At 71.3% G+C, this 21,762-nt stretch carries 15 protein-coding genes and 1 tRNA gene; 11 read left to right on the top strand and 5 right to left on the bottom strand.

Features of this window, described 5'->3' with window-relative positions; translation table 11 throughout:
- The first annotated feature begins 105 nt into the window (after positions 1-105).
- Positions 106-2,655: an ATP-dependent helicase HrpB gene (hrpB, locus tag ACFVVO_RS21585; RefSeq protein WP_390057095.1), complete on the top strand. Its 2,550-nt coding sequence runs from the start codon at positions 106-108 to the stop codon at positions 2,653-2,655.
- Between the two features lie 90 nt (positions 2,656-2,745).
- Here the strand turns inward: hrpB and ACFVVO_RS21580 are convergent, their stop codons facing one another.
- On the bottom strand, positions 2,746-4,482 hold the full coding sequence (locus tag ACFVVO_RS21580) for a lytic transglycosylase domain-containing protein (protein ID WP_390057093.1): 1,737 nt from the start codon (positions 4,480-4,482) through the stop codon (positions 2,746-2,748).
- Positions 4,483-4,802: 320 nt separating this feature from the next.
- Between ACFVVO_RS21580 and ACFVVO_RS21575 the strand changes: the two genes are divergently transcribed.
- Positions 4,803-5,660: a DUF4184 family protein gene (locus ACFVVO_RS21575; RefSeq protein WP_390057091.1), complete on the top strand. Its 858-nt coding sequence runs from the start codon at positions 4,803-4,805 to the stop codon at positions 5,658-5,660.
- Here the strand turns inward: ACFVVO_RS21575 and ACFVVO_RS21570 are convergent.
- Both ACFVVO_RS21570 and polA read right to left on the bottom strand, forming a co-directional pair.
- Positions 5,578-5,985, bottom strand: coding sequence for a hypothetical protein (locus ACFVVO_RS21570; RefSeq protein ID WP_390057089.1), 408 nt, complete (start codon positions 5,983-5,985; stop codon positions 5,578-5,580). The genes ACFVVO_RS21575 and ACFVVO_RS21570 overlap by 83 nt on opposite strands.
- Positions 5,986-6,205: 220 nt before the next feature.
- Positions 6,206-8,929 (bottom strand): DNA polymerase I, encoded by a 2,724-nt coding sequence (gene polA, locus ACFVVO_RS21565; RefSeq protein ID WP_390057087.1) that lies wholly within the window; start codon positions 8,927-8,929, stop codon positions 6,206-6,208.
- A 187-nt stretch (positions 8,930-9,116) separates the two neighbouring features.
- On the opposite strand from polA, the gene ACFVVO_RS21560 reads away from it, so the two are divergent.
- The 7 genes from ACFVVO_RS21560 (at position 9,117) to ACFVVO_RS21530 (ending at position 18,453) form a co-directional block, all read left to right on the top strand.
- The gene (locus tag ACFVVO_RS21560) at positions 9,117-11,468 is read left to right on the top strand and encodes an FdhF/YdeP family oxidoreductase (RefSeq protein ID WP_390057085.1); all 2,352 of its coding nucleotides are present in this window, start codon (positions 9,117-9,119) and stop codon (positions 11,466-11,468) included.
- Between the two features lie 47 nt (positions 11,469-11,515).
- A complete protein-coding gene (locus tag ACFVVO_RS21555; protein WP_390057083.1) occupies positions 11,516-12,007 on the top strand; it encodes a hotdog fold thioesterase in 492 nt (163 codons plus the stop codon).
- A 696-nt stretch (positions 12,008-12,703) separates the two neighbouring features.
- Positions 12,704-13,927 carry a branched-chain amino acid ABC transporter substrate-binding protein gene (locus ACFVVO_RS21550; RefSeq protein ID WP_390057082.1) on the top strand — a complete coding sequence of 408 codons (1,224 nt, stop codon included), beginning with the start codon at positions 12,704-12,706 and terminating at the stop codon, positions 13,925-13,927.
- 109 nt (positions 13,928-14,036) lie between these two features.
- The gene (locus tag ACFVVO_RS21545) at positions 14,037-14,966 is read left to right on the top strand and encodes a branched-chain amino acid ABC transporter permease (RefSeq protein ID WP_199210157.1); all 930 of its coding nucleotides are present in this window, start codon (positions 14,037-14,039) and stop codon (positions 14,964-14,966) included.
- Positions 14,967-14,971: 5 nt separating this feature from the next.
- The gene (locus ACFVVO_RS21540) at positions 14,972-16,753 is read left to right on the top strand and encodes a branched-chain amino acid ABC transporter permease (RefSeq protein WP_390057080.1); all 1,782 of its coding nucleotides are present in this window, start codon (positions 14,972-14,974) and stop codon (positions 16,751-16,753) included.
- Between the two features lie 6 nt (positions 16,754-16,759).
- Positions 16,760-17,740, top strand: coding sequence for an ABC transporter ATP-binding protein (locus tag ACFVVO_RS21535; protein WP_390057078.1), 981 nt, complete (start codon positions 16,760-16,762; stop codon positions 17,738-17,740).
- A complete protein-coding gene (locus tag ACFVVO_RS21530; protein ID WP_390057076.1) occupies positions 17,737-18,453 on the top strand; it encodes an ABC transporter ATP-binding protein in 717 nt (238 codons plus the stop codon). The genes ACFVVO_RS21535 and ACFVVO_RS21530 overlap by 4 nt, the downstream gene beginning before the upstream one ends.
- An 80-nt stretch (positions 18,454-18,533) precedes the next feature.
- Here ACFVVO_RS21530 and ACFVVO_RS21525 read toward each other — a convergent pair whose 3' ends face one another.
- Positions 18,534-19,193, bottom strand: coding sequence for a response regulator (locus ACFVVO_RS21525; protein WP_358931206.1), 660 nt, complete (start codon positions 19,191-19,193; stop codon positions 18,534-18,536).
- A 103-nt stretch (positions 19,194-19,296) separates the two neighbouring features.
- On the opposite strand from ACFVVO_RS21525, the gene ACFVVO_RS21520 reads away from it, so the two are divergent.
- Both ACFVVO_RS21520 and ACFVVO_RS21515 read left to right on the top strand, forming a co-directional pair.
- Positions 19,297-19,371 (top strand) — tRNA-Leu (locus ACFVVO_RS21520).
- 106 nt (positions 19,372-19,477) lie between these two features.
- Positions 19,478-20,221, top strand: coding sequence for a helix-turn-helix domain-containing protein (locus ACFVVO_RS21515; protein WP_390057074.1), 744 nt, complete (start codon positions 19,478-19,480; stop codon positions 20,219-20,221).
- 7 nt (positions 20,222-20,228) lie between these two features.
- On the opposite strand, the gene pyk is transcribed toward ACFVVO_RS21515, so the two are convergent.
- Entirely contained in the window at positions 20,229-21,665 is a 1,437-nt protein-coding gene (gene pyk, locus ACFVVO_RS21510; RefSeq protein ID WP_390057072.1) for a pyruvate kinase, read from the bottom strand.
- Positions 21,666-21,762: the final 97 nt, after the last annotated feature.

The raw sequence follows: 21,762 nt of genomic DNA, 5'->3' as shown, positions 1-21,762 counted from the left end.
CTCCGTTGTCTCCGTGCGCGTGCGTACCCGTACGCGCACGGGAGGGCGTCGTCCGTGCACGCACGCGCGTGGAGGGCGTTCCCGCCGCCGTACGACACTGGGGGCGTGATCCGTTACGACGCCCTGGACGTGCTGCCCGTGCGGGCCGCCCTGCCCGCTCTGACCGACGCCCTGGACGCGGACGGCACGGCCGTCCTGGTGGCGCCGCCCGGCACCGGTAAGACGACGCTGGTGCCGCTCGTGCTGGCGGGGCTGGTCGGTGACGGGCCCGCGCGGCGTGTCGTGGTGGCCGAGCCGCGGCGGATCGCGGCACGGGCGGCGGCCCGGCGCATGGCGTGGCTGCTCGGCGAGCGGACCGGCGACAGCGTCGGCTACACCGTGCGCGGCGAGCGGGCCGTGGGACGGCACACGCGCGTGGAGGTCGTGACCACGGGTGTGCTGCTGCAGCGGCTGCAGCGGGACCAGGAGCTGGCGGGCGTCGACGTGGTGGTGCTCGACGAGTGCCATGAGCGGCATCTGGACGCCGACACCGTGGCCGCGTTCCTGTGGGACGTGCGGCAGGCGTTGCGTCCGGAGCTGCGTCTTGTGGCCGCGTCGGCGACCACGGACGCCCAGGGGTGGGCGCGGCTGCTGGGCGGGGCGCCGGTGGTCGAGGCGGCGGGCGTCGCGCATCCGGTCGAGGTCGTGTGGGCGCCTGCGGCGCGTCCGGTGCGGCCGCCGCACGGGATGCGGGTGGATCCGGCGCTGCTCGCCCATGTGGCCTCGGTGGTGCGGCGGGCGCTGGCCGAGCGGGAGGGGGACGTGCTGTGCTTCCTGCCCGGGGTGGGCGAGATCGCGCGCGTGGCCGGGCAGCTGGGGGACCTGGGTGCGGTGGACGTGCTCCAGGTGCACGGCCGGGCGCCGGCCGCTGTCCAGGACGCGGTGCTGGTGCCCGGGGAGCGGCGCCGGGTGGTGCTGGCGACGTCGGTGGCGGAGTCGTCGCTGACGGTGCCCGGAGTGCGGGTGGTGGTGGATTCGGGGCTGGCGCGGGAGCCGCGCGTGGATCACGCGCGCGGGCTGAGCGGGCTGGTGACGGTGCGGGCGTCGCGTGCCGCCGGGCGGCAGCGGGCGGGGCGGGCCGGGCGTGAGGCGCCGGGTGTGGTGTACCGGTGCTGGACGGAGGCGGAGGACGGCCGGCTGACGGCTTTCCCGGCGCCGGAGATCAAGGTGGCCGACCTGACGGCGTTCGCTCTGCAGGCGGCCTGCTGGGGTGATCCCGACGCCTCGGGGCTGGCGTTGCTGGATCCGCCGCCGGGTGGCGCGATGGCGGCGGCGCGGGAGGTGCTGACGGCCGTGGGCGCGGTGGATCCGGCCGGGCGGGCCACCGGGCTCGGGGTGCGGCTGGGCCGGCTGGGGGTGCATCCGCGGCTGGGGCGGGCCCTGCTGGACACCGCGGGCAGGGGCGCGGAGGCCGTTGCCCTGCTCTCCGAGGAGGTGCCGCGGGAGTACGGGGACGATCTCGGCGGGGCCCTGCGGCGTGCCCGGCGTGGCGGTGACGCGTACGCGGGGCGGTGGGCCGCGGAGGTGCGGCGGCTGCGGGCCGTCTCGGCGGATTCCTCCCCGCCGGCCGGTTCCTCACCGCCGGCCGCCGGTGATCACGGGGCGCGGACGGGTGCCGGGGCCGCTTCGGGCTCGGGGCTCGGGGCGGACGGGCTGGTCGGGCGGACCGTCGCGCTGGCGTTCCCGGAGCGGGTCGCGAGGCTCGACGGCGGTTCGTATCTCATGGCCTCCGGAACCCGGGCCGAGCTGGGTGACGGGTCGGCGCTGGGTGGTGCGCCGTGGATCGTCGTCGCCGTCGCCGACCGGGCCGCCGGGAGGGGGCACGCGCGCGTGCGGCTCGGCGCGGCCGTCTCCGAGGAGGTGGCCCGGGCCGCCGCCGGCGCGCTCCTCGAGGAGCGGGACGAGGTGCACTGGGCCGGCGGGGATGTCGTGGCCCGGCATGTCGAACGGCTGGGGGCCGTGGAGCTGGCCGTGCGACCGCTGAAGGATGCCGATCCCGCGCTCGTGCGTGCGGCCCTGCTCGAAGGGTTGCGGGAGGAGGGGCTGGGTCTGCTGCGCTGGTCGTCGGACGCGGAGGCGCTGCGGCAGCGGCTGGCGTTCCTGCGGGCGCATGCCGGTGGGCCCTGGCCGGAGGTGTCGGACGAGGCGCTGCACGCGCGCGTGGACGAGTGGCTGGAGCCGGAGCTGAGCCGGGCGCGGCGGCGGGCGGACCTCGGGCGGATCGACGCCGGGCAGGCGCTGGCGCGGCTGCTGCCGTGGGCGAGCGGGGAGGCGGCCAGGCTGGACGAGCTGGCGCCGGAGCGGATCACCGTGCCGAGCGGGTCCAGGATCCGGATCGACTACCGGGATCCGGAGCGGCCGGTTCTCGCCGTGAAGCTGCAGGAGATGTTCGGGCTGCGTGAGACGCCGGCCGTGGCGGGGGTGCCGCTGCTGGTGCACCTGCTCTCGCCGGCCGGGCGGCCCGCCGCCGTCACGGCCGACCTCGCCTCGTTCTGGCGGGACGGCTACCGGGGCGTGCGCGCCGAGTTGCGCGGACGCTATCCGAAGCATCCGTGGCCCGAGGACCCGGCTGCCGCGGAGCCCACCCGGCACACCAACGCGCGGCTCAGGCGCTGACCGGTGGTGCGCCGAGGGCGCCCGTCCGCCGTAGCGGAGGGGCGCCCTCGCCGTCTTCTGCCGGCCGTGCCGGCCGTGTCGTGCGTGCCGTCAGGAGGTGGCGGACGGGCTCGGCGAGGGGCTCGCCGAGGCGTCCGCCGCGGCGACCTTCAGCTCGACGGTGACGGTGCCGCCGCCGGGGGTGGTGACCCGGAGCAGGAAGGTGCCGGTGGTGTCGTCCGCGTACAGCTTGGGCAGCGTGAGCCGGCCCTCGGCGTCGGTCTTGAGGCCGGTGAGGGTGCGGACGGTCTTGCCGTCGGCGTCCTTGAAGTAGGGGCCCTTGTCGTTCTCGGTGGCGTCGTCGGCGGCCTTGATCAGGGTGGCGGTGGCCGCGACCCGGTCCGCGGCGGCGCCCTTGTACGTCGCCTTCACCTGGATCTGCTCGGCGAACTCGCCGCCCGGGGTGCAGGTCATCGCGGTGTCGCCGGTGCGGGTGAGGGTGTCGGCGGCGCGGGCGGTGACGGTGGCGGTGTAGCCGACGCTCTTGACCTGGTGGCCGACGACAGCGGTGGTGATCTTGAAGTCGCCGGTCTTCTCGCCCGCCTGGAGGGCCGGTGCGAGCGCCACTCCCTTGGCGTCGGTGGCGACGGTGGCGACGGTCTCGCCGCCGGCGAAGGTGGCGTCGGTGTTGCCGGTGATGGTGAACCGGACCCTGACCTTGGCGACGGCCGTTCCCGCCCTGGTCTCGGCGCGGGTGCCGATCCGCTGTCCGAACGTGTCACCGGCCATCGCGGTGAGCTGCGCGGTGCCCGCGTCCTCGAGGTGGTCCACGGTGTCGGACGGGGTGGGCTGCTTCGGCGGGACCGGCGGCTTCGGCGGCTGTGGGTCGGGGCTCTCGCTGCCGCCGCCCGGCTGGTGCGGCTTCGGGTCGGGCTTCGGGTCCGGCTTCTGGCCGGGCTTCGTCCCCGGCGGGTCGGACGGTGCCGGGGTGTGGGTGCGCGGGGTGCCGTCGTCGCTGCGGTGGCTGGGCACGCCGCCGGTGCCGTCGGGCACGGAGTGGGCGCCCTCGCGGTAGTACTGCAGCCAGTTCAGGACCAGGTTCAGGTAGTCCTGCGAGTTGTTGTAGCTGAGGATCGCGCTGTGCAGGCCGGGCTCGGTGGACATGTCCCAGTCGTTGCGGCACAGGTAGTGGCCCGCGGCGAGCGCGGCGTCGTAGACGTTGTTCGGGTCCGCCTTGCCGTCGGCGTTGCCGTCGCGGCCGGCCCAGGCCCAGGTGGAGGGGATGAACTGCATCGGGCCGATGGCCTGGTCGTAGTGGCTGTTGCCGTCGTACTCGCCGTGGTCGGTGTCCTTGATGAGTGCGAAGCCGTTGCCGTCGAGCTGGGGGCCGAGGATCCGGCCGAGCGTCGTGCCATCGGCGTCGACGCGGCCGCCGCGGGCCTGACCGGACTCCACCTTGCCGATGGCGGCCAGGAGTTGCCAGGGCAGGTTGCAGCCGGGCTTGGACGAGCGCAGCTCGGCCTCGGCCTTCTTGTAGGCGTCGAGGACGGTCGCGGGGACGCCGGCCTCCGCCTCTCCTCGGGCGACGGGGTCACCGACGGTCGACGAGGGGCTGGGGTTGGGGCTCTTCAGCGGCGGAAGGTCCGTGTAGTACGGCGAGTTGCCGGTCGCGTCGCCGTCGTGGGCGGCATCGGGTGCGGGGCTGCTGGCGCCGGCCGAGGCCGGTCTGCCGTGGTCGTCGCCGGCCGCTCCCGGAGCCTGGGACGCGGACAGTGCCGCGACCGCCGCCGCGGCCACGGCGGTTGTCGCCGCTCCCTTGCGCAGCCGCCTGCCGAAATGCGCCGCCATAGAGTGAACCCCTCCCGTGGACGCGTGCCGCGTCCGTCTCCGTCTGTCTGCCTCGCTCTGGTGTGACGGTTGACCCGGTGCTCTGGTTGCCCCTGTTCCGTCTTTTCGTCCGTGCGACGGGTGTGCGACCGTGCCGCCCGGCACGGCAACCCAGGTGACCCTACGACAACTTGTTTGCCGGGGGCACCCGTTCGCGTCCGCTTTTCACCGGTTGGCCGACACTGTCGGGCCGCGGGACCCGGAACGGCGCCGACGCATACTGGACCGGACGTGATCACCGGTTGCGAATCCGTGCCCGACGACCGCCCGAGGGGGCCCTGTTGCCGTTCACACTCAGCCACGCGGCGGCCGTACTGCCCGCCATCCGCCGGGACGGCGGTGGCCGGGGCCGGCTGGTGCCCTCGGTGCTGGTCGCGGGGTCCTTCGCACCCGACGTGACCTACTACGCGGCGAGCGTCCGGCGGGACGCGATGGAGTTCGGGACGGTCACGCACTCCCTGCCGGGGGTGGCCGGCGTGGACGTCCTGATCACCTGGGCGCTGGTGGGGCTGTGGCTGTTCGTGCGGGAGCCGCTGGTGGCGCTGCTCCCCCGGGCCCGCCAGGGGCCGGGGGCCGCTCTGCTGCGCTGCGGTGCGCCACGCGCGCGCGTACGGGCCCACCGGGTGCTGTGGTGGTACGTCTCGGCGGTGCTCGGCGCGCTGACGCACGTCGTGTGGGACGCGTTCACGCACCACGACCGGTGGGGGTCGCGGCTGGTCCCGGGGCTCGGCCGGGTGGTGGCCGGCCTGCCGCGGTACACGTGGCTGCAGTACGGCTCGTCCGCGGTGGCCGCCGTGGTGATCGCCGTGTTCCTGGTGCGGGCGCTGCGGCGGGCGCCCGCCAGGGAGCCGGCGGGGGTGCCCGCGCTGTCCGTACGGGACCGGTGGTGGGCGACGGCCGTGGTCGGGGGCTGTGCCCTGGCGGGGGCGGCGCAGCGGGCGGCGCGGTGGTGGGCGTACCCGGGTGCGTCCGTGCGGCCGCTGGATCTGGTGCCGACCCTGTGCTTCGGGGTCGGTGCCGGGCTGCTGCTCGGAGTGCTGCTGTACGCGGCCGGGGTCAGGCTGTGGCGTCCGATCCGGGTTCCGGACGGTCCTGGCGGGGTGGCCGGTGCGGGCCGGGACCGGTCGGCGGCTCGGTGAGGGCGGCCACGAAGACGGTGAGGGTGCGTCTGGGCCGGGCTTGGGGGATCGCGGTGAGCAGGAGCGCCAGGTAGGCGCGGGCGAGGTCCGCCCAGGCGCGCCGGTCGGCGGTGCGGCGGAGACGGGCGCCCGGCCGGCGCAGCAGGCCGGCCGCGGCTCTGCGGGCGGCCGCGGCCCGGTCGACGGGGATGCGGGCGGTGCTTGCGCCGGCCGCGAGGGCCGGGACCGGCGCGGCGGCCGTGGCCGGGCCCGAGGCGCTGCCTGCCTCGGCCCGGGTGCCGCCTCGTACCTCGGGCGTCCGGCGGTGGAGCATGCGTATACCCATGCCCGCAGTGTTGCGGCTGCGGGCATAGGGGTGCGTTCTGGCGGGGTCCACGTGAGTGAAGGACCCCGCCGGGGTTCCGCCGGTCAGGGGTGCCGGCGCCGGTGCGGTGCCCGGGGAGGGACGCGGTGCGTGTGTCACCGCGTCCCCGTGCGGGCACCGGGGCCGCTGGGCGCGGCCGGGGCCGGGGTCCCTCTTGCTCGCGGAGGACGCCGGTCGGGCGTCAGTGCGCCGCCGACTCCCAGTCGCGGCCCACGCCCACCGAGACGTCGAGCGGGGCCCGCAGCCGGACGGCGCCGGCCATCTCGCGGCGGACGATCTCTTCCGTGGCCGCACGCTCGCCGGGGGCGATCTCCAGCACGATTTCGTCGTGCACCTGCAGGAGCAGGCGGGACTTCAGGTCCGCCTCGCGCAGGGCCTGGTGGACGTTGAGCATGGCGATCTTGACGATGTCGGCCGCCGTGCCCTGGATGGGGGCGTTGAGGGCCATGCGTTCGGCCGCCTCGCGGCGCTGGCGGTTGTCGCTGTTGAGGTCGGGGAGGTAACGGCGGCGTCCGAAGAGCGTGGCCGTGTAGCCCGTGGCCCGTGCTTCGTCGACGACCCGGCGCAGATATTCGCGGACGCCGCCGAACCGCTCGAAGTAGGTGTCCATCAGGCCGCGGGCCTCGGCCGCCTCGATGTTCAGCTGCTGGGAGAGGCCGAAGGCGGACAGTCCGTAGGCCAGGCCGTACGACATGGCCTTGATCTTGCGGCGCATCTCCGCGTCCACGGCGTCCCGCCCGACGGAGAAGACCTGGGAGGCGACGGTGGTGTGCAGGTCCTCGCCCGTGGTGAACGCCTCGATCAGGCCCGCGTCCTCGGAGAGGTGGGCCATCACGCGCAGCTCGATCTGGCTGTAGTCGGCGGTCATCAGGGACTCGAAGCCCTCGCCGACCACGAAGCCGCGGCGGATCGCCCGGCCCTCGTCGGTGCGGACCGGGATGTTCTGCAGGTTCGGGTCCGTGGACGACAGCCGGCCGGTCGCGGCCACCGTCTGGTTGAACGTGGTGTGGATGCGGCCGTCGGCGGCGATGGTCTTGATCAGGCCCTCGACGGTGACGCGCAGCTTCGCCTGCTCGCGGTGCCGGAGCATGATCACCGGCAGTTCGTTGTCGGTCTGGGTGGCGAGCCAGGCCAGGGCGTCGGCGTCGGTGGTGTAGCCGGTCTTGGTCTTCTTCGTCCTGGGCAGGGCCAGCTCGCCGAAGAGGACTTCCTGGAGCTGCTTGGGGGAGCCGAGGTTGAACTCGCGGCCGGCGGCGGCGTGGGCCTCCTTCACGGCCTGCTGCACGGCGCCCGCGAACGTCTGCTCCATCGCCTCGAGATGGGCGCGGTCGGCCGCGATGCCGTCGCGCTCCATGCGGGCCAGCAGGGTGGAGGTGGGCAGCTCCACGTCCCGCAGCAGGTCGGCGGCGCCGACCTCCTCGAGACGGCCCTCGAAGGCCTCTCCCAGGTCGAGGACGGCGCGGGCCTGGATCATCAGGGCCTCCGCCTCGGCGCCCTCGTCCGTGCCGAACGCGAGCTGGCCGTCTGCCGCGGCGGCGGGGGCCAGCTCGCGGTGCAGGTACTCCAGGGACAGCGCGTCCAGGTCGAAGGAGCGGCGGCCCGGCTTGACCAGGTACGCCGCGAGCGCGGTGTCCATCACGACGCCCTCGACGCGCCAGCCGTGCTCGCTGAGGACGCGCATGGCGCCCTTGGCGTTGTGGAACACCTTCGGGCGGCCGGCGTCGGCGAGCCAGCCGGCGAAGGCGCGCTCGTCGGCCTCGTCCAGCTCGGCCGGGTCGAACCAGGCGGCCGCTCCCCCGGCCGCGGCGAGGGCGACCTCGGCGACCGAACCGGTGCCCAGCGCCCACGTGCCGACCGTGGCGACGCCGAGGGTCCCGGTGCCGTGCCCGGCGAGCCAGCCGGCCAGCTCGCCGGTACGCAGGACGGTGCCGTCCAGTTCCACGCCGTCCACCACGACCGGAGTGGCCTCGGCCTCCTCGGCGCCCGGGTCGACGGCGAAGAGCCGCTCGCGCAGCGACGGGTTGCGGATCTCCAGGGTGTCCAGGACCATCGCGACGGTCTTGCGGTCGTAGGGCGCCCGCTCCAGGTCGGTGACCGCCTTCGGCAGCTCGACCTGGCGCTCCAGCTCGGTGAGCAGCCGGTTGAGCTTGACCGACTCCAGGTGGTCGCGCAGGTTCTGGCCCGCCTTGCCCTTGACCTCCTCGGCGCGCTCGACCAGCTCCGCGAACGAGCCGAACTGGTTGATCCACTTCGCGGCGGTCTTCTCGCCGACGCCGGGGATGCCGGGGAGGTTGTCGGAGGGGTCGCCGCGCAGGGCGGCGAAGTCCGGGTACTGGGCGGGCGTCAAGCCGTACTTCTCGACCACCTTCTCCGGGGTGAACCGGGTCAGCTCCGAGACGCCCTTCGTCGGGTACAGCACGGTCGTGTGCTCGGTGACGAGCTGGAAGGAGTCGCGGTCGCCGGTGACGATCAGCACCTCGAAGCCCTCGGCCTCGGCCTGGGTGGCGAGGGTGGCGATGACGTCGTCCGCCTCGAAGCCCTCGACGGCGAAGCGGTGCGCGTGCATGGCGTCGAGCAGCTCGCCGATCAGCTCGACCTGCCCCTTGAACTCGTCGGGGGTCTTGGAACGGTTGGCCTTGTACTCGGTGAACCGCTCGGAGCGCCAGGTCTTGCGGGAGACGTCGAAGGCCACCGCGAAGTGCGTGGGCGCCTCGTCACGCAGGGTGTTGGCCAGCATCGACGCGAAACCGTAGATCGCGTTCGTCGGCTGGCCCGTCGCGGTGGTGAAGTTCTCCGCGGGCAGCGCGAAGAACGCGCGGTAGGCCAGCGAGTGCCCGTCCATGAGCATCAGCCGGGGACGGCCGCCGGGGTTGCTGTCGGTCTTCTTCGATGCTGTCTCTGCCACGCCCCCGATCCTGCCACGCCCCACTGACAGCCGGGACCGGCCCGCTCCGCGGCGGACGCCGGAGCGGGCCCGCACCGCCGTCGCGGGCGGCCGGCACGCACCTGGAACGCCCGCCCCGGCCGCCTGTCGGTGCCCCGTGGGAGGATCGGCGGCGTACGTCTCACAGGCAGTCGAAGGGGAGCGGGCGATGGCGACGAAGCCGCCCAAGGGTGATCCGGTCCAGGACGCGCCGCAGGTCGCGGAGCCCAAACACGCGGCGGCGGGCCTGCCGGCCATCGGCCACACCCTGCGCATCGCCCAGCAGCAGATGGGCGTGCGGCGCACCGCGCTGACCCTGCTGCGCGTGAACCAGAAGGACGGCTTCGACTGCCCGGGCTGCGCCTGGCCGGAGCCGGACCACCGGCACAAGGCGGAGTTCTGCGAGAACGGCGCCAAGGCGGTGGCCGAGGAGGCCACCCTGCGCCGGGTCACCCCGGAGTTCTTCGCCGCGCACCCGGTCGCCGATCTCGCCGGGCGCAGCGGGTACTGGCTGGGCCAGCAGGGCCGGCTCACCCACCCCATGTATCTCGCCGAGGACGGCACGCACTACGAGCCGGTCGGCTGGGAACGCGCCTTCGACATCATCGCCGAGGAGATCTCCGCCCTCGCCTCCCCCGACGAGGCCGTCTTCTACACCTCCGGCCGCACCAGCAACGAGGCCGCGTTCCTCTACCAGCTCTTCGCACGCGAGCTGGGCACCAACAACCTGCCGGACTGCTCCAACATGTGCCACGAGTCGTCCGGCTCGGCCCTGTCCGAGACGATCGGCATCGGCAAGGGCAGCGTTCTGCTGGAGGACCTCCACCAGGCCGACCTGATCATCGTGGCCGGGCAGAACCCCGGGACGAACCACCCGCGCATGCTCTCCGCGCTGGAGAAGGCCAAGGCGAACGGCGCACGGATCATCAGCGTCAACCCGCTGCCCGAGGCCGGCCTGGAACGGTTCAAGAACCCGCAGACCCCGCAGGGCATGCTGAAGGGCGCCGCGCTCACCGATCTGTTCCTGCAGATCCGCATCGGCGGCGACCAGGCCCTGTTCCGCCTCCTCAACAAGCTGATCCTCGACACCGAGGGCGCCGTCGACGAGGAGTTCGTGCGGGAACACACGCACGGGTACGAGGAGTTCGCCGAGACCGCCCGCGCCGCCGACTGGGACGGGACCCTCGCGGCCACCGGCCTCACGCGCGCGGAGATCGAGCGGGCCCTCGGCATGGTCCTCGCTTCGCGGCGGACCATCGTCTGCTGGGCCATGGGCCTCACCCAGCACAAGCACTCCGTGCCGACCATCCGCGAGGTCGTCAACTTCCTCCTGCTGCGCGGCGACATCGGCCGTCCCGGCGCGGGCGTGTGCCCGGTGCGCGGCCACTCCAACGTGCAGGGCGACCGCACGATGGGCATCTTCGAACGGCCCGCCCCGGCCTTCCTGGACGCGCTGGAGAAGGAGTTCGGGTTCGCGCCTCCGCGCGAGCACGGCTTCGACGTGGTGCGGGCCATCCGCGCGTTGCGCGACGGCGAGGCGAAGGTGTTCTTCGCCATGGGCGGCAACTTCGTCTCCGCCTCCCCCGACACGGAGGTCACCGAGGCGGCCATGCGGCGCGCGCGGCTGACCGTGCACGTGTCGACCAAGCTGAACCGCTCGCACGTGGTCACGGGCGCGCGTGCCCTGATCCTGCCGACCCTGGGCCGCACCGAGCGCGATGTGCGGGACGGCGGCGAGCAGTTCGTCACCGTCGAGGACTCCATGGGCATGGTGCACGCCTCGCGCGGCCGCCTGGAGCCGGCGAGCCGACACCTGCTGTCCGAACCGGCGATCGTGTGCCGGCTGGCGCGCCGGGTGCTCGGCGCGGACAGCAGGGTGCCCTGGGAGGAGTTCGAGAAGGACTACGCGACGATCCGCGACCGCATCGCGCGCGTGATCCCCGGCTTCGAGGACTTCAACGCGCGGGTGGCCCGCCCCGGCGGCTTCGCCCTGCCGCACGCGCCGCGCGACGAGCGCCGCTTCCCGACCGCGACCGGCAAGGCGAACTTCACCGCGGCCCCCGTGGAGTACCCGGAACTCCCCGCCGGGCGGCTGCTGTTGCAGACGCTGCGCTCGCACGACCAGTACAACACCACGATCTACGGCCTGGACGACCGCTACCGGGGCATCACGGGCGGCCGCCGCGTGGTGCTGGTGAACCCCGAGGACGCGCGCGCCCTGGGGGCCGCCGACGGGTCGTACGTCGACCTGGTGAGCGAGTGGCGGGACGGCGTGGAGCGGCGGGCGCCCGGCTTCCGCGTCGTCCACTACCCGACGGCCCGGGGCTGCGCCGCGGCCTACTACCCGGAGACCAACGTACTGGTGCCGCTGGACGCCACGGCCGACACCAGCAACACACCCGCCAGCAAGTCCGTCGTGGTCCGGCTGGAGCACGCCCTCGGGGACGCACCGGGGAGCGACCCGGGCGACCGCCGCCCGGCCCGCCCGGAAGGCCGTCTGGAACAATCGGCGACCGACTGAGCGTTTGCTCAGCCACGTGACAGCTGTACGAGAACGGAGCCGCGCCCATGGGTGAGCAGCAGCAGGTGAAATTCCCGCAGGAGGTCGTCAACGAGTACGCCGCGCTCGGCGTCGACCTGCCCGCACTGTTCTCCGCGGGCCACCTCGGCACCCGCATGGGCGTGCAGATCCTGGAGGCGTCGGCGGAGCGGGTCGTCGGCACCATGCCGGTCGAGGGCAACACCCAGCCGTACGGGCTGCTGCACGGCGGCGCGTCCGCGGTGCTGGCGGAGACGCTGGGCTCGGTCGGCTCCATGCTGCACGGCGGCAGCTCGAAGATCGCGGTCGGCGTCGACCTCAACTGCACCCACCACCGCGGCGCCCGCTCGGGCCTGGTGACCGGCGTGGCCACACCCGTGCACCGGGGGCGCTCCACGGCCACGTACGAGATCGTCATCAGCGACGAGGAGGGGCGCCGGGTGTGCACCGCCCGGCTGACGTGCCTGCTGCGCGACGTCCGCAAGGGCGACGAGGCGCACGTGCCGACCACCGGCGCCTGACCGCTGCCCGGCGGGGCCACCGAGGCCCCGCCGGTCCCCTTCCCCACGGTGACCGCGATGCGAAACCGCGTCACCGTCCCACCGCCGCAGCCGAGTTGACGGCCCGGCAGGTTCACGAGCCCACTCGCCCCGCTCCGGACGGATCCGCGCCCTCGCCGCCGAACGCGTCCGGATGCCGCCGCACCGCGCCGCGCGCCCGCTTCCGGACAAAGGGACGCTCTCCCCGCAAGATCACCACAACCCTCCCCATGGGCGGAATACGGAAAAGCACCGAAGCCGTCGGGCTCCTTTCCTTGCGGTAACTCTATGTAATACGCGCGCAATCCAGATTCCCGGTTTCGGCCACCGCGCCCACCGGCCCCAGGACCACGCGGCAGCCCCGAAAGTCGCCTGCAGCAACAGACTTGTGTAATTACCAAAACCGTCGAGACGCCTGATCGCGCCGTCGCCGTCCTGCGAGTTCTCAGAATGTGGACGGGGCGAATCGACCTGAATTCATGCGTTCCCCCCACGCCGCACCGCTCTGCATTACCTCGTGTCATAACAAGAGCGTCACAGCCTTGGACAAGCACTCCTCCACGTTGTCCACACACGCCTAGAGTCACGGCCAGTCACCGCTCCATCGGGAGTTCGGTACCGGCGCGGCACCCACGGCCCCACCACACGGGGCGAACGTGCCTGCGGAAAGGATCGATTGTGCGACAGCGTTCTCTGGTGATTCTTACCTCCGTTCTGACCACCGGAGCTCTGACCCTCACCGCCTGCGGCTCCCGCAATGACGACAGCAAGGGCGGCGACAGCGGCAACGTGACGGTCACGATCGGCGTCGACGCCCCGCTGACCGGCCAGAACTCCGCGACCGGTCTCGGCATCCAGTACGGCGCCCAGATCGCCGTCGACGACGCCAACAAGAACAAGACCGTCCCCGGCGTCACCTTCAAGATCAAGGCACTGGACGACAAGGCGATCCCCGCCACCGGCCAGCAGAACGCCTCCCAGCTCGTCGCCGAGAAGGACGTCCTCGGCGTCGTCGGCCCGCTCAACTCCGGCGTGGCCACCCAGATGCAGCAGACCCTCGCCTCGGCCAACCTGGTGGAGATCTCCCCCTCCAACACCGCGCCCGAGCTGACCCAGGGCAAGAACTGGCAGACCAGCAAGTCCCGCCCGTTCAAGTCCTACTTCCGCACGGCCACCACCGACGCCCTCCAGGGCGCCTTCGCCGCCGACTACGCGTACAACGGCCTCAAGAAGAAGAAGGCCTTCGTCGTCGACGACAAGCAGACCTACGGCGCCGGCCTCTCCAAGATCTTCAAGGCCCAGTTCGCCAAGCAGGGCGGCAAGATCGTCGGCACCGACCACGTCAACACCGGTGACCGCGACTTCTCCACCCTCGCCACCAAGATCAAGAACTCGGGCGCCGAGATCCTCTACTACGGCGGCCAGTACGACGAGTCCCAGGTGCTGACCAAGCAGCTCAAGGACGCCGGCGCCAAGATCCCGCTGTTCGGCGGCGACGGAATGTTCACCCCGACCTACATCAAGACCGCCGGCAAGGCCGCCGAGGGCGACCTCGTCACCTCCATCGGCGTCCCCGTCGACACCCTGCCCGCCGCCAAGGACTTCGTGGCCGCCTACAAGGCCAAGAAGTACCCCGGCGACTACGGCACCTACGGCTCCTACGCCTACGACGCCACCACCGCCATCATCAAGGCCGTCGGCCAGGTCGTGAAGGACGGCAAGGTGCCCTCCGACGCCCGCCAGCAGGTCGTCGACGCCGTCCAGAAGAGCTCCTTCGACGGCATCTCCGGCAAGATCTCGTTCGACGAGTACGGCGACACCACCAACAAGCAGCTGACCGTCTACCAGGTCACCAAGGGCGAGTGGAAGTCCGCCAAGAGCGGCGTCGCCAACCCGAAGTAACCCAGCCGGACACTCCGCACCACCAGGGCCGCGCGGCGCAGACCACCGTCACCGCGCGGCCCGCCTTCTACGCCCCCCTTGACTCTCCCCACCACATGGAGGCCATGCGGTGAACACCCTGCCGCAGCAGCTGGCCAACGGGCTGTTCCTCGGCTCGATGTACGGGCTGATCGCCATCGGTTACACGATGGTGTACGGCATCGTCCAGCTCATCAACTTCGCCCACGGCGAGATCTTCATGACCGGAGGCTTCGGCGCACTCACGGTCTACCTCGCCCTGCCGGACGGCATATCCATGTGGATAGCCCTGCCGGCGATGCTCATCGGCGGCGCACTGGTCGCCGTGCTCATCGCCGTCGGCGCCGAGCGCTTCGCCTACCGCCCCCTGCGCGGCGCACCACGCCTCGCACCACTCATCACCGCGATCGGCCTGTCACTCGCCCTGCAGCAGGCGGTCTTCAACTGGTACCCCGACGCCAAGTCGGCCCGGGTCTTCCCGCAGCTGCCCTTCGGCCCGCTGCACCTCGGCTCCGTGACCGTACAGAGCGGCGACGTCTTCCTCATCATCGCCGCCCCGCTGTGCATGGCCGTCCTCGCCTTCTTCGTCCGGCTCTCCCGCACCGGCCGCGCCATGCAGGCCACCGCCCAGGACCCGGACACCGCACAGCTCATGGGCATCGACACCAACCGCATCATCGTCATCGCCTTCGCCATCGGCGGCTTCTTCGCCGCCGTCGCCGGCCTCTCCTACGGCCTCAAGTACGGCTCCGTCTCCTACGACATGGGCTTCATCGCCGGCCTCAAGGCATTCACCGCGGCCGTCCTCGGCGGCATCGGCAACATCTACGGCGCCATGCTCGGCGGCCTCGTCCTCGGCCTCGCCGAAGCCATGGCCACCGCCTACATCGCCGACATCCCCGGCATGCAGCAACTCGGCGGAGGCGGCTGGGCCGCCGTCTGGGCCTTCGTCCTCCTCATCCTCGTACTCCTCTTCAGACCACAAGGCCTGCTCGGCGAACGCGTCGCGGACAGGGCGTGAGCACCATGACCGAAACCACCACCACAGCACCGGCCACAGTCGCGCACGGACCCGTCCCGCTGCCGCCCGCCGCCGCCCGCCTGCTCATCGCCATCGGCGCCGTGGGCACCATCGCCAGCACCTTCCTGAGCTGGACCTGGACCCCCGCGTTCCCCGGCGACCTCACCGTCTACGGCTACCCCGCGGGCCTGCAGATCCTCGCCCTCGTCGCCGGCGCCCTCACCCTGCTGTTCGCCCTCACCCTGTGGAACACCAAGGGCCTGCGCTGGCTCAACCCCGCCGGCGCCACCTCCCCCGTCTTCCTCACCGCCCTGTCGGCGTTCACCGTCTGCTGGTTCACCGGCATCGCCATCGCCGTCGACCTGAACGGCCTGGTCAACCTCGACCCCGGCGCCTACGTCGCCATGGCCGCCTCCGCACTCCCCGTCATCGGCGCCCTCGCCCTGCCGCACCCCGCCCCCGGCACCGGCCTGCGCGGCTACCTCACCAAGCCCGCACAGCCCCGCCCCGGCACCCTGTCCCCGCTCATCGAGCGCGGCATCATCACCGCCGGCACCGCCATCGCCCTCATCGCCTTCACCTACGGCATCGGCATCGACAACGACGCGAGCGAAACCTTCATCGGCTTCCTGCTCCTCGTGATCTTCGCCGCCTGGGGCCTGATGCACACCGGCCTCGTCGACCGCTACGCGACCATGGCCGCGCAGCACAAGGGCTTCGCCTCGACGCTCGCCTTCCTCGCCGCCGTCATCTTCCCCTTCACCCAGAGCGACGACCACAACGCCAACGTCGGCGTCAACATCCTCATCTTCGCCACCGTCGCCCTCGGCCTGAACATCGTCGTCGGCCTCACCGGCCTCCTCGACCTCGGCTACGTCGCCTTCCTCGGCGTCGGCGCCTACGCGGCGGCCCTCGTCTCCGGCTCCGAGTACTCCCGCTTCTCCGGAGTCCACTTCCCCTTCTGGGCCGCCGCCCTCACCGGCATGGCAGCCTCGCTCGTCTTCGGCGTCCTCATCGGCGCCCCCACCCTGCGACTGCGCGGCGACTACCTGGCCATCGTCACCCTCGGCTTCGGAGAGATCTTCCGCATCACCGTCAACAACCTCGACGGCGACTCCGGACCCGACATCACCCGCGGCCCCAACGGCATCACCCAGATCCCCGACCTGAACATCCTCGGATTCCAGTTCGGCGAAGCACACGCCATCGGCGGATTCACCCTCGGCCGGTTCGCCAACTACCTGTTCCTCATGCTCATCGTCACGGCCATCGTCGTACTCGTCTTCACCCGCGCCGCCGACTCCCGCATCGGCCGCTCCTGGATCGCCATCCGCGAGGACGAGACCGCCGCCACCGCCATGGGCATCAACGGCTTCCGCGTCAAGCTGATCGCCTTCGCCCTCGGCGCCTCCCTCGCCGGCCTCGCCGGCACCGTGATGGCCCACGTCAACTACAGCGTCAACCCCCAGCCCTACCAGTTCGCCGGCGCCGCCCCGCCCAACTCGGCCTTCCTCCTCGCCGCCGTCGTCCTCGGCGGCATGGGCACCGTCAGCGGCCCCCTCCTCGGCGCCAGCGTCCTCTACCTGGTCCCCGAGAAGCTCCAGTTCCTGCAGAACTACGAACTGCTCGCCTTCGGCATCGCGCTGGTCCTGCTGATGCGCTTCCGGCCGGAGGGCATCATCGCCAACCGCCGCCGCCAGCTCGAATTCCACGAAATCGGCCAACTCGACGTCCCCGAACAGCGAACGCTCACCGACGAACCGGCCGTCACCAAGGCAGGGGCGTAAAGAACCATGACGACACCCGTACTCGAAGCCCGTGACGTCACCATGCGCTTCGGCGGCCTCACCGCCGTCCGATCCGTCGACTTCACCGTCAACAGCGGCGAGATCGTCGGCCTGATCGGCCCCAACGGCGCCGGCAAGACCACGTTCTTCAACTGCCTCACCGGCCTGTACGTCCCCACCGAAGGCACCGTCGCCTTCAAGGGCAAGGTGCTCCCGCCCAAACCGCACCTGGTCACCCAGGCGGGCATCGCCCGGACCTTCCAGAACATCCGGCTCTTCGCCAACATGACCGTCCTGGAGAACGTCCTCGTCGGCCGCCACACCCGCACCAAGGAAGGCCTCTGGTCCGCACTCCTGCGCGGCCCCGGCTTCCGCAAGGCCGAGAAGGAGTCCGAGGCCAAGGCCATGGAACTCCTCGAGTTCGTCGGCCTGGCCGCCAAGCGCGACCACCTCGCCCGCAACCTGCCCTACGGCGAACAGCGCAAGCTGGAGATCGCCCGGGCACTCGCCAGCGAACCCGGCCTGCTGCTCCTCGACGAGCCGACGGCCGGCATGAACCCGCAGGAGACCCGGACCACCGAGGAACTGGTCTTCGCCATCCGGGACAAGGGCATCGCCGTCCTCGTGATCGAGCACGACATGCGCTTCATCTTCAATCTCTGCGACCGCGTCGCCGTCCTCGTCCAGGGCGAGAAGCTCGTCGAGGGCACCTCCGAGGTCGTCCAGGCCGACGACCGGGTCGTCGCCGCCTACCTCGGCGAACCCTTCGAGGGCGACCCCGGCCAGGCCGAGGCCGCCGAGGTCGAGGCAGCGGAGGCCGCCGCCGACACCGGGACCCAGGCCCCGAAGGCCGACGCCGAACCCGAGCCCGCGCAGGCCGACGCCACCGGCGCCGACGACACCGCACCCGCCGACGCCGACACCGGCGGCGACACGGACGGCGACAGCGCGGAGAGCACCAGCACCACCAAGGGAGAGGCCCAGTGACCGCACTGCTGGAGGTCGAGGACCTCAGGGTCGCCTACGGCAAGATCGAAGCCGTCAAGGGCATCTCGTTCAGCGTCGAGGCCGGACAGGTCGTCACCCTCATCGGCACCAACGGCGCCGGAAAGACGACCACCCTGCGCACCCTCTCCGGACTGCTCAAGCCCAGCTCCGGAAAGATCCTCTTCGACGGCAAACCACTCACCGGCGTCCCGGCACACAAGATCGTCTCCCTCGGACTCGCCCACTCCCCCGAGGGCCGGCACATCTTCCCGCGCCTCACCATCGCCGAGAACCTCCAGCTCGGCGCCTTCCTCCGCAAGGACAAGGACGGCATCGAGAAGGACATCCAGCGCGCCTACGACCTCTTCCCCATTCTCGGGGAACGCAGGAAGCAGGCCGCCGGCACCCTCTCCGGCGGTGAGCAGCAGATGCTCGCCATGGGCCGGGCCCTGATGTCCCAGCCCAAGCTGCTGATGCTCGACGAACCCTCCATGGGCCTGTCGCCGATCATGATGCAGAAGATCATGGCGACCATCATCGAGCTGAAGGCCTCGGGCACGACGATCCTGCTGGTCGAGCAGAACGCCCAGGCGGCGCTCTCGCTCGCCGACCAGGGCCACGTCATGGAGGTCGGCAGCATCGTCCTCTCCGGCAGCGGACAGGACCTGCTGCACGACGAGTCGGTGCGCAAGGCGTACCTCGGCGAGGACTGACCCCGCCGCGGACGCCGGACACGACGAGGCCCGCGCCCCCTTCTCCGGGGCGCGGGCCTCGTCCCGCGTACTGGGGCCGGTCAGCCCTTCTTCGCGGACTTCTTCTCGTCGTTGTCCGCGATGACCGCCTCGGCGACCTGCTGCATCGACAGACGCCGGTCCATCGAGGTCTTCTGGATCCAGCGGAACGCGGCCGGCTCGGTCAGCCCGTACTCCGTCTGCAGGATGGACTTCGCACGGTCCACCAGCTTGCGCGTCTCCAGCCGCAGGGTGAGGTCCGCGACCTCCTTCTCCAGCTCCCGCAGCTCGGTGAACCGGGACACCGCCATCTCGATCGCCGGGACGACGTCGCTCTTGCTGAACGGCTTCACCAGGTAGGCCATGGCACCGGCGTCCCGGGCCCGCTCCACCAGGTCGCGCTGCGAGAACGCGGTCAGCATCAGGACCGGGGCGATGGACTCCTCGGCGATCTTCTCGGCCGCGGAGATGCCGTCGAGCTTGGGCATCTTCACATCGAGGATCACCAGGTCCGGGCGGTGCTCGCGGGCCAGTTCGACGGCCTGCTCGCCGTCCCCGGCCTCGCCGACGACGGTGTACCCCTCCTCCTCCAGCATCTCCTTCAGGTCGAGCCGGATCAGGGCCTCGTCCTCGGCGATGACGACACGGGTCGTCAGCGGAGGCACGTGCGACTTGTCGTCGTCGGGCACGTCTACGGGCTGGGGCGACTCGGGGGCGGTCACTCGGGCTCCTTGGTACGAGGCAGGTCGGTACTGCTGACAAGAGCCTACCTAGCTGCGGTAAGGTGGTCAGGCAGCGGGTCGAAGTAAACCTTCGATTCACTGGGCCCCGGTAGCCCAATTGGCAGCAGGCAATGGATTCAAAACCCATACAGTGTCGGTTCGAGTCCGACCCGGGGCACTTTTCCTTCGATTCGAAGGTCACCATTCAGAAGCGGATTTCCGCATTCTCGTGAACCTTCGCTTTCCACTGCGTGTCGCCACGACCACCTTTGCAGAGTGGCCGCATGTACGACGTCAGCACACGTAAGCAGGCCCTCGCGCTCGTCGCCCAGGGCCGCAGCCTGAATTCGGTGAGCCGTGAGACCGGTATCTCGCGTGCCGCGATCCGTTCCTGGCAGGACCGCCTCGAGCCACTGCCCCGCATGACGACTCCCGACCCCGGTCCGCCTTCCGACGATCGGGCCTACGCGTACCTACTGGGTCTCTACCTCGGCGACGGGTGCATCAGCCCGCACCCACGCAGCGGCTACTACCTCAGGATCGCGTGCGCCGACACATGGCCCGGCCTTGTGCGGTTGTGCCGCGAGGCCATCACACACGTACGCCCCGGCGTCTGCGTCAACACCGTCCAGAAGCAGGGCTGCGCCATGGTGACCAGCTACCACCAGCACTGGCCCGGCCTGTTCCCCCAGCACGGCCCCGGCAAGAAGCACGAACGGCCGATCCTCCTCGCGCCCTGGCAACAGGAGATCGTCGACGCTCACCCCTGGGAGTTCATTCGGGGCCTCGTCCACTCCGACGGCTGCCGCATCACCAACTGGACGACCAGACTCGTCCACGGTGAGCGCAGACGCTACGAATACCCGCGCTACTTCTTCACCAACTTGTCCGAGGACATCGTGCGGCTCTTCACCGATGCCCTGGAGCGGGTCCACGTGGAATGGAAACGGGCGAACAACCGCAACATCTCCGTCGCCCGCAAATCCTCCGTAGCCCTCATGGACGCCCACGTGGGCCCCAAGCACTGAGACACCGCTACTTGGGGCTGTCGTCCTCGCCGACGTGGTGGACGCGGACCATGTTGGTGGTGCCGGGGATGCCGGGGGGCGAGCCGGCGGTGATGACCACGACGTCGCCCTTCTGGCAGCGGCCGTACCGCAGGAGAAGTTCGTCCACCTGGTCGACCATCGCGTCGGTGGAGCCGGCCTCCGGGCCGAGGAAGGTCTCCACGCCCCAGGTGAGGCTGAGCTGGGAGCGGGTGGCCGGCTCCGGGGTGAAGGCCATCAGGGGGATCGGCGAGCGGTAGCGGGAGAGCCGGCGGGCGGTGTCTCCGGACTGGGTGAACGCCACGAGGAACTTCGCGCCGAGGAAGTCGCCCATCTCGGCGGCGGCGCGGGCGACGGCTCCGCCCTGGGTGCGGGGTTTGTTGCGTTCGGTGAGCGGCGGCAGGCCCCTGGCGAGGATGTCCTCCTCGGCGGCGGTGACGATCTTGGCCATGGTCCGCACGGTCTCGATGGGGTATTTGCCGACGCTGGTCTCGCCGGAGAGCATCACGGCGTCGGTGCCGTCGATGACGGCGTTGGCGACGTCGGAGGCCTCGGCGCGGGTGGGGCGGGAGTTTTCGATCATCGAGTCCAGCATCTGGGTGGCGACGATGACGGGTTTGGCGTTGCGCCGGGCGAGTTTGATGGCGCGTTTCTGGACGATGGGGACCTGTTCGAGGGGCATTTCGACGCCGAGGTCGCCGCGGGCGACCATGATGCCGTCGAAGGAGGCGACGATGTCGTCGATGTTGTCGACGGCCTGAGGTTTTTCGACCTTGGCGATGACGGGGAGGCGGCGGCCTTCTTCGTCCATGATGCGGTGGACGTCGTGGGCGTCCTTGCCGCTGCGGACGAAGGAGAGGGCGACGATGTCGAAGCCGGTGCGCAGGGCCCAGCGCAGGTCGTCCTCGTCCTTTTTGGAGAGGGCAGGTACGGAGACGGCGACGCCGGGGAGGTTGAGGCCCTTGTGGTCGGAGATGATGCCGCCTTCGGCCACTCGGGTGTGGACCTTGGGGCCGTCGACGGCGGTGACTTCCAGGCAGACCTTGCCGTCGTCGACGAGGATGCGTTCGCCGGGGGTGACGTCGGTGGCGAGGCCGGCGTAGGTGGTGCCGCAGGTGTGGCGGTCACCTTCGACGCCTTCTTCGACGGTGATGGTGAAGGTGTCGTCGCGTTCAAGGAGTACGGGGCCTTCGCTGAATCGGCCGAGGCGGATCTTCGGGCCTTGAAGGTCGGCGAGGATTCCGATGCTGCGGCCGGTTTCGTCGGCGGCTTTTCGTACGTGCTGGTATCGGACCTCGTGCTCGGTCTGGGTGCCGTGGCTGAGGTTGAATCGGGCGACGTCCATTCCGGCTTCGACGAGTGCTTTGATCTGGTCGTACGAGTCGGTGGCGGGGCCCAGAGTACAGACGATCTTTGCTCGGCGCATAGTTCGAGCCTAGGCCTTACCCGCGGGTAGGAAATCCGGGGTTCATGACTACTCAACAACCGTTGGGTAAAGGGATATTGACAAGTGTTGAATTGTG

Source organism: Streptomyces sp. NPDC058145 (assembly GCF_042884245.1).
Taxonomy (GTDB): Bacteria; Actinomycetota; Actinomycetes; order Streptomycetales; family Streptomycetaceae; genus Streptomyces.
This window is presented reverse-complemented; position numbering and strand designations above follow the sequence as displayed.